Source organism: Methylobacterium sp. E-066, assembly GCF_022829635.1.
Taxonomy (GTDB): Bacteria; Pseudomonadota; Alphaproteobacteria; order Rhizobiales; family Beijerinckiaceae; genus Methylobacterium.
This window is the reverse complement of record NZ_JAKSYO010000166.1, coordinates 24,036-30,059: the sequence shown is the minus strand read 5'-3', so window position 1 is coordinate 30,059 and position 6,024 is coordinate 24,036. Positions and strand designations below refer to the sequence as shown.

Sequence of the window (6,024 nt, the reverse complement as noted above, 5' to 3'; positions counted from 1 at the left end):
GCGATGATCATTCGTTCCGGTAAGCACTGCAAGCGATCTGCAACTTCTTTCCACACTTCTCGGACATTTGCCTTGTCAGGCTGATCGGAGCGAGACCCAACCCTTTGAGGGTGTTTGCGGCAGCGGACTGTCCCGCTTGCCTCACGACGCTTAGTCTTTGCAGAGCCCGGTCTGGAAACAACCCCGTGATCCCGGGGCCGCGAAGCGGAGCCCGGGATCCAGAAACATCTTGGGGTCAATGACTTGCGCCGTCGGCGGCTCTGGATCCCGGGCTCGCCTGCGGCGCCCCGGATTTCCACGGAGGCTGATGCCTCCGTGGAAATCCGGGCCTCGTGGAAGGGGAGGATCTCCTCACGCGGTCTCCCTTCCACATCCGTATCGTCCCTGCGGCGATTACCCTTGGTAAGGATCGCGCGCGCATCATCGGACCTGGGTTGCGATCCAAATCGATTGTTCCCGTTAGGAAAAATCCTTGGATGGGGCCCAATCCAAACACCTCGAAAGCGCTGGGTCTAGGACCTTTTGCGGGTCCAGGGCAGAGCCCTGGCGCATCGGGGCTCCGCCTCGATACCCCGCCAAAGGGCTGAGCCCTTTGGGATCCCAATGTGACGGGCGCGCGGCGAGGGCTCAGGCCACCGGCACGGCCTGGTGCGCCTCCACCTCATTGTGCGAGGGCAAGGGTGAGCCCGGCACGAAGGCGTCGAAGGCCGCCCAGAAATCCTGCCGGATCGCGTCGCGCTCGCTCAGGATCTCGTGCTGGGAATCCGGCAGGACCAGGATGTGGCCGGCCTTCATCCGGCCCGCGAACCGCTCGGTGTCCAGGGTCCCGCAGACCGGGTCGGCGCCGGCCGCGACGATCAGGGTCGGCAGCGTGATGCGCGGAGCGACGCGCGGGTCGCGCAGGCGCGCCATCGCCCGGAACGCCTCCGCGAGCCACGCGATCGTCGGGTCGCCGACCGCCCCGGCGCCGACCTGCCGGGCCGCCGCCGCGTTGCGGGCATAGCGCACCGGATCGCGCGACAGGCGGTTGCCCGCATAGGGCTTGGTGGCGATCGAAACCGGCTTGCCCAGCGGGATGTACCAGTGGCCGAGCCCGATCCGGTGCAGGGCCCGCGACAGAAACGCCGCCCCGGCGGGCCAGCGCACCATCCGGATCGACAGCATCGGCGCCACGGTCACCAGCCGCCGGAACGGCAGCCAGCCATCGAGCGCCCCGATCAGGGCGACGCAGCCGCCCATCGAGTGCGCGAGGCCGATATACGGCTCGGGCATCAGCGGCACCAGCACCGTCTCGGCAACCGCCCGCAGGTCGAGCCGGTAATCGTCGAAGCGGGCGACGTGACCCTTGTGCGGGTCGTCGACCCGCCGGTCCGACTCGCCCTGGCCGCGCCAATCGAACGCCACCACGGCGAAGCCCCGCGTCCGGAGATCCTGGATGGTCTCGTAGTACTTCTCGATGAACTCGGCCCGGCCCTGGAGCAGGCACACCGTGCCCCGGCAGGTCCGCGCCGTGCTCTGCCAATAGGCCGCCCGCAGGGTGCAGTCGTCGCGGGTGCCGACCGCGATCAGGGTGCCGCCGGGCGGCACCGGATTGTCGGGCGTGCTGCGCAGGGTCAGGAGCGGCGGCTCCCGTCCGATCTCGCCGTCGAACCGTCTCACGGGGCCACCTCGCTGCGTCCGGGCGTCAGCGTGACCGTAGCCGAAAAAATCTCGGATTCGGCCCTTGCGACGGGTCTTGAAGGCCGATTTTCCACCCCCGATATCTCGTCTGTGCCGGCCGTCAGGCGGCACGAAAGACGGGTCCGGCCCATCGGGCGGACCAGCCCTGCATGTTGCTCATACGAGGATATGTCATGCGTCAGTTCGATCTCGCCCCCCTGTATCGTTCCACCGTCGGTTTCGACCGTCTGTTCTCCGCCCTCGACCAGTTCGCCACCGCCGAGGCGGCCCCGACCTACCCGCCCTACAACATCGAGCGGACCGGCGAGAACGCCTACCGCATCACCGTCGCGGTCGCTGGCTTCACCGAGTCCGACCTGTCGATCGAGGTCCGGGAGAACGCCCTCACCCTCAAGGGCGAGCGCAAGGCCGAGGCCAAGGCCGAGTTCCTGCACCAGGGCATCGCCGCCCGCACCTTCGAGCGCCGCTTCCAGCTCGCCGACCACGTCCAGGTGACCGGTGCGGCCCTGGAGAACGGCCTCCTCCACATCGACCTCGTCCGCGAGGTGCCGGAGGCGAAGAAGCCCCGCCGCATCCAGATCGCCACGGCCGGCACCCCGTCCGCGCCGGTGATCGAGGGTGAGGTGCGCAAGGACGCGGTCCAGCAGCAGGCGGCCTGATCCGGCTGCCGGCCTGAGACCCTATTCGCGTGATGGAGCGCCCCGGCCCCGGCCGGGGCGTTTTCATGTCGCGGCTGTCATAATGGCGTGTGCGCGGCGTGCTCTTTAAGGGTCCGGACGGTGCACGGTCGTGCGCCTGGAGTGAACCCGACCATGGTCGCCAATCTCGCCCGCGGAGCCTACAGCGCGCTCGGAGCCGGCTGGCACAAGGGCGTGCAGGGCGTGCAATGGGGCGTCGGCGCGCCGATCGCGAAGCTCCGCCGTCGGCACGCGCTCATTCAGGCCGGCCCTGCGGGCATCGCCGAAATCCTGTCGTCCGAGCAGGCGATCCGCCTGCCGGAGCCGTTCGAGGGCCGCAGCCTCGGCCGGATCGGCAATCTCGAAGTACGTCTCGCTGCGAAGAAATCCGAGATCCGGCGGGCGCAGCGCCTGCGCTTCAAGGTCTTCTACGAAGAGATGGCGGCGATCCCGACGGGTCTCGCGGCGTTGTCGCGAAGAGATGCCGACGCCTACGACGCGCTCTGCGACCATCTCCTGGTCCTCGACCATTCCGCGCCCCGGCGGAAGAAGCCGTTCGTCGAGCACCGCCCGAAGGTGGTCGGGACCTACCGGCTGCTTCGGGGCGAGGTGGCCGAGCGGCATGCCGGCTTCTATTCCGAGGGCGAGTACGACCTTGAGCCGATCCTGGCGGCGCAGAAGCACCGGCGGCTGCTCGAGCTCGGCCGGTCCTGCGTGCTCAAGCCCTACCGGAGCAAGCGCACCGTCGAGCTGCTGTGGCAGGGGATCTACGCCTACGTGCTGCACCACCGGATCGACGCGCTGATCGGCTGCGCCAGCCTGGAGGGGACCGATCCGGACCGCCTGGCCCTGCCGCTGTCGTTCCTGCACCACCATGCCCGCGCCCCGGAGGAATGGCGGGCCCGGGCCCTGCCGGAGCGGGCGGTGGCGATGGACCGGCTGCCGGTTGAGGCGATCGACCCGAAGGCGGCGCTGCAGGCGCTGCCGCCGCTGATCAAGGGCTACCTGCGGCTCGGCGCGACCTTCGGGGAGGGCGCGGTGATCGACCGCCAGTTCGGCACCACCGACGTGTTCGTGGCGCTCCCGGTCGAGGCGATCGGCGCGCGCTACCGGGGGCATTTCGCGCCGGGGAACTGAGCGGGCTGAGGCGGGGAAAAACGGCCGTTCCCACCCTCGCCCTCATCCTGAGGTGCTGCGGAGCAGCCTCGAAGGAGCCCTCCAGCCAGCCGCGCGAGTCCTGGAGGGCTCCTTCGAGGCCTCCGCTGCACCTCGGCACCTCAGGATGAGGGCGAGGGTGGGATTTTCACTTTGCAAGCGGAGCCGGCGCTTGCCCCTTGGGACCCCGGCCGCTCCTCAGGCGTCCCGTTACCCTACAAATCCCCCAACGCCAGCTGGCCCTGGTTGCGCGCCTTGGCGGGGGCCTTGGGGGCGGCTGCCTTGCGCTCCTTGGCCCGGGCGGCGGCCAGGGGCGGCTTCTTCGGCTTGGGGTCGCCGCGCATGCGGGCGAGCGCTTTGTCCCGGGCCACCGCCTCGGGGGCCTGGGGATCGTCCGACAGCCACTTGCCGCGCTTGATCACCTCGTTGACCCGGCCCTGGTTGACCCCGACCTTGAAGGCGATCTCCTGCTGGGTCATGCCCGTGGAGGCGTGCAGGTCGAGGATCGCCCGGGCGAGCTCGGGGGTCATCTTCTGGCCGGTCAGCCGGCGGGCCGGTTTGACCGTGCGGGTGGCGCGGTCGCGCTCGCGCAGGCGCTCCAGCAGCGCCAGCGCCATGTTCATGCCGTGCTCGCGCAGGGCTTCCTCGAATTCCTTCAGGGTCGCCATCGGCGCCATCCTCCGCCGGGCTCGTGGGCCGGTACTTGTGGAGGAACGTGCCGGGAACGCGGCGGTTGCGCAAGCGCTCCGGGCCGTGGCCCCGGGCGGTGGCGGTGGACGGGCGATGTCATCCACCGGAAATGCCGCCCCTGGCCTCCCGACGGCGGCTCGGCTACAGGATTGCGCCCCTCCGGCAAGGCAGGCCCGGCCCGCGCACGATGATCAGCCCGATCCGCACCGTCGCCCCCGGCGAATCCGCCGGCTCCCTGGCCCGGGAGCTGGAAGCCGGGGCGGTGCTGCTGTTCCCAGACCTGCCGTTCCCGTTCAGCGCCTTCGAGCGCCGGTTCACCGAGCGGCCCTTCGCGGACGGCAAGGCCAAGAACGTCAACATCCGGGGCGAGGCCGCGGAGCTTCGCGGCGCCGCCGGCACCCCGGAGGAGCAGGAAGCCCTGCGCCAGCTCCTGATCCGCTACCGCGCCTTCGCCCGGGACCTGATCGGCACCTACCTGCCGGACTATGCCGACCGGGTGAGCCTGGCCGGCACCTCCTACCGCCCCTTCGACGTCGACCAGCGCAAGCTCAGCTGGCGGCGCGACGACACGCGGCTGCATGTCGACGCCTTCCCGTCGAACCCGATCGGCGAGAAGCGGATCCTGCGGGTGTTCCGCAACATCAACCCGGCGGGCGAGCCGCGCCGCTGGCGGGTCGGCGAGGATTTCGGCTCGATGGCCGAAAAATTCCTGCCGCGGGTCCCGCGCTACTCAGCCCTCTCGGCGCACGTGCTCGCCGCCCTGCGGATCACCAAGGCCCGGCGCTCCGAATACGACCACCTGATGCTGCACCTGCACGACGCCCTGAAGCAGGACGAGACCTATCAGGCGAGCGCTCCGCAGGCCGATGTCGCGTTCCGGCCCGGCGCGACCTGGGTGACCTTCTCCGACCTCGTGATGCACGGGGCGATGGGCGGCCGCTACATGCTGGAGCAGACCGCCTACCTGCCGGTCGCCGCCCAGGCCGACCCGGCCTTGAGCCCGCAGCGCATCCTGGCGACCAAGCTCGGCCGTCCCCTCCACGCGTAAGAATAAGGATTCGACGCCATGATCCTCGAAATCGCACAGATCGAGATCAAGCCCGGGATGGAGGCGGCGTTCGAGGCCGGCATCGCGGAAGCCTCGGCGATCTTCAAGGCCGCCAAGGGCTGCCGCGCCTTCGAGGTGCGCCGCTCGATCGAGCATCCCCAGCGCTACCGCCTGATGATCCACTGGGACACGCTGGAAGCCCACACCAAGGACTTCACCGGCTCCCAGCCCTGGCAGGATTACCGCGCCCTGGTCTCGCACTGCTTCGCCGGTCCGGTCTCGGTGGAGCACACCGAGCAGGTGCTCAAGGCGTTCTGATTCTTTTGGATGTCGTGCCGCGCTGGCCGGGACGGCGCGGCACGACCGGCCACGCCGTTCCCCATGACAGGCGCGGGTTCCTCTCCCGTGCGGGCTACGACGTTCACAATCGCTGCCGGATGAGGGCCAAGGCTACCCCCAAGCGCGTCTCCCTCCCCCCTCCTGCGGGCTATCGGGTGCACACATCCCCGGATGTGGCGCGGGTCCCCTCTCCCGTGCGGGAGAGGGACAGGGTGAGGGATGCGACCTCTCCGGAAAGTCCTGGTCCCTCACCCCAACCCTCTCCCGCACGGGAGAGGGGGCGCGTGGCGGCTTTCGCAAGCCGATGTGTGAAACATCGTAGCCCGTACGGGAGCGGAGGTGCGTCGCAGCCTGCAAAAGCCCCTCGCGCCTCGACCCTGTCGCGGCCGTAGCCCCTTGCAAAGGAGCCGCAGAACGGCTCCGAACACGCGCCCA

Annotated in this window: 6 protein-coding genes; 4 read left to right on the top strand and 2 right to left on the bottom strand. The window is 69.7% G+C overall.

Annotation, left to right across the window (positions count from 1 at the left end; genetic code table 11):
• Positions 1-627 precede the first annotated feature (627 nt).
• The gene (locus MKL20_RS23015; protein ID WP_244038620.1) at positions 628-1,659 is read right to left on the bottom strand and encodes an alpha/beta fold hydrolase; all 1,032 of its coding nucleotides are present in this window, start codon (positions 1,657-1,659) and stop codon (positions 628-630) included.
• A gap of 194 nt (positions 1,660-1,853) precedes the next feature.
• Between MKL20_RS23015 and MKL20_RS23010 the strand changes: the two genes are divergently transcribed.
• Together MKL20_RS23010 and MKL20_RS23005 are read left to right on the top strand one after the other, a co-directional pair.
• Positions 1,854-2,339, top strand: coding sequence for an Hsp20 family protein (locus tag MKL20_RS23010; protein ID WP_244038619.1), 486 nt, complete (start codon positions 1,854-1,856; stop codon positions 2,337-2,339).
• Positions 2,340-2,492: 153 nt separating this feature from the next.
• On the top strand, positions 2,493-3,494 hold the full coding sequence (locus MKL20_RS23005; RefSeq protein WP_244038618.1) for a GNAT family N-acetyltransferase: 1,002 nt from the start codon (positions 2,493-2,495) through the stop codon (positions 3,492-3,494).
• Positions 3,495-3,727: 233 nt separating this feature from the next.
• Here MKL20_RS23005 and MKL20_RS23000 read toward each other — a convergent pair whose 3' ends face one another.
• Positions 3,728-4,180, bottom strand: a complete 453-nt coding sequence (locus tag MKL20_RS23000; protein WP_244038617.1) for an RNA polymerase subunit sigma-70 — start codon at positions 4,178-4,180, stop codon at positions 3,728-3,730.
• Positions 4,181-4,389: 209 nt separating this feature from the next.
• On the opposite strand from MKL20_RS23000, the gene MKL20_RS22995 reads away from it, so the two are divergent.
• A complete protein-coding gene (locus MKL20_RS22995) occupies positions 4,390-5,250 on the top strand; it encodes a Kdo hydroxylase family protein (protein WP_244038616.1) in 861 nt (286 codons plus the stop codon).
• A gap of 18 nt (positions 5,251-5,268) precedes the next feature.
• Entirely contained in the window at positions 5,269-5,568 is a 300-nt protein-coding gene (locus MKL20_RS22990) for an antibiotic biosynthesis monooxygenase family protein (protein WP_243972277.1), read from the top strand.
• Positions 5,569-6,024: the final 456 nt, after the last annotated feature.

Excerpts from the sequence above, each read along its gene's own strand:
- MKL20_RS23000 (WP_244038617.1), bottom strand. The coding sequence starts at position 4,180 with ATGGCGACCCTGAAGGAATTCGAGGAAGCCCTGCGCGAGCACGGCATG.
- MKL20_RS22995 (WP_244038616.1), top strand. The coding sequence starts at position 4,390 with ATGATCAGCCCGATCCGCACCGTCGCCCCCGGCGAATCCGCCGGCTCC.
- MKL20_RS22990 (WP_243972277.1), top strand. The coding sequence starts at position 5,269 with ATGATCCTCGAAATCGCACAGATCGAGATCAAGCCCGGGATGGAGGCG.
- MKL20_RS23010 (WP_244038619.1), top strand. The coding sequence starts at position 1,854 with ATGCGTCAGTTCGATCTCGCCCCCCTGTATCGTTCCACCGTCGGTTTC.
- MKL20_RS23005 (WP_244038618.1), top strand. The coding sequence starts at position 2,493 with ATGGTCGCCAATCTCGCCCGCGGAGCCTACAGCGCGCTCGGAGCCGGC.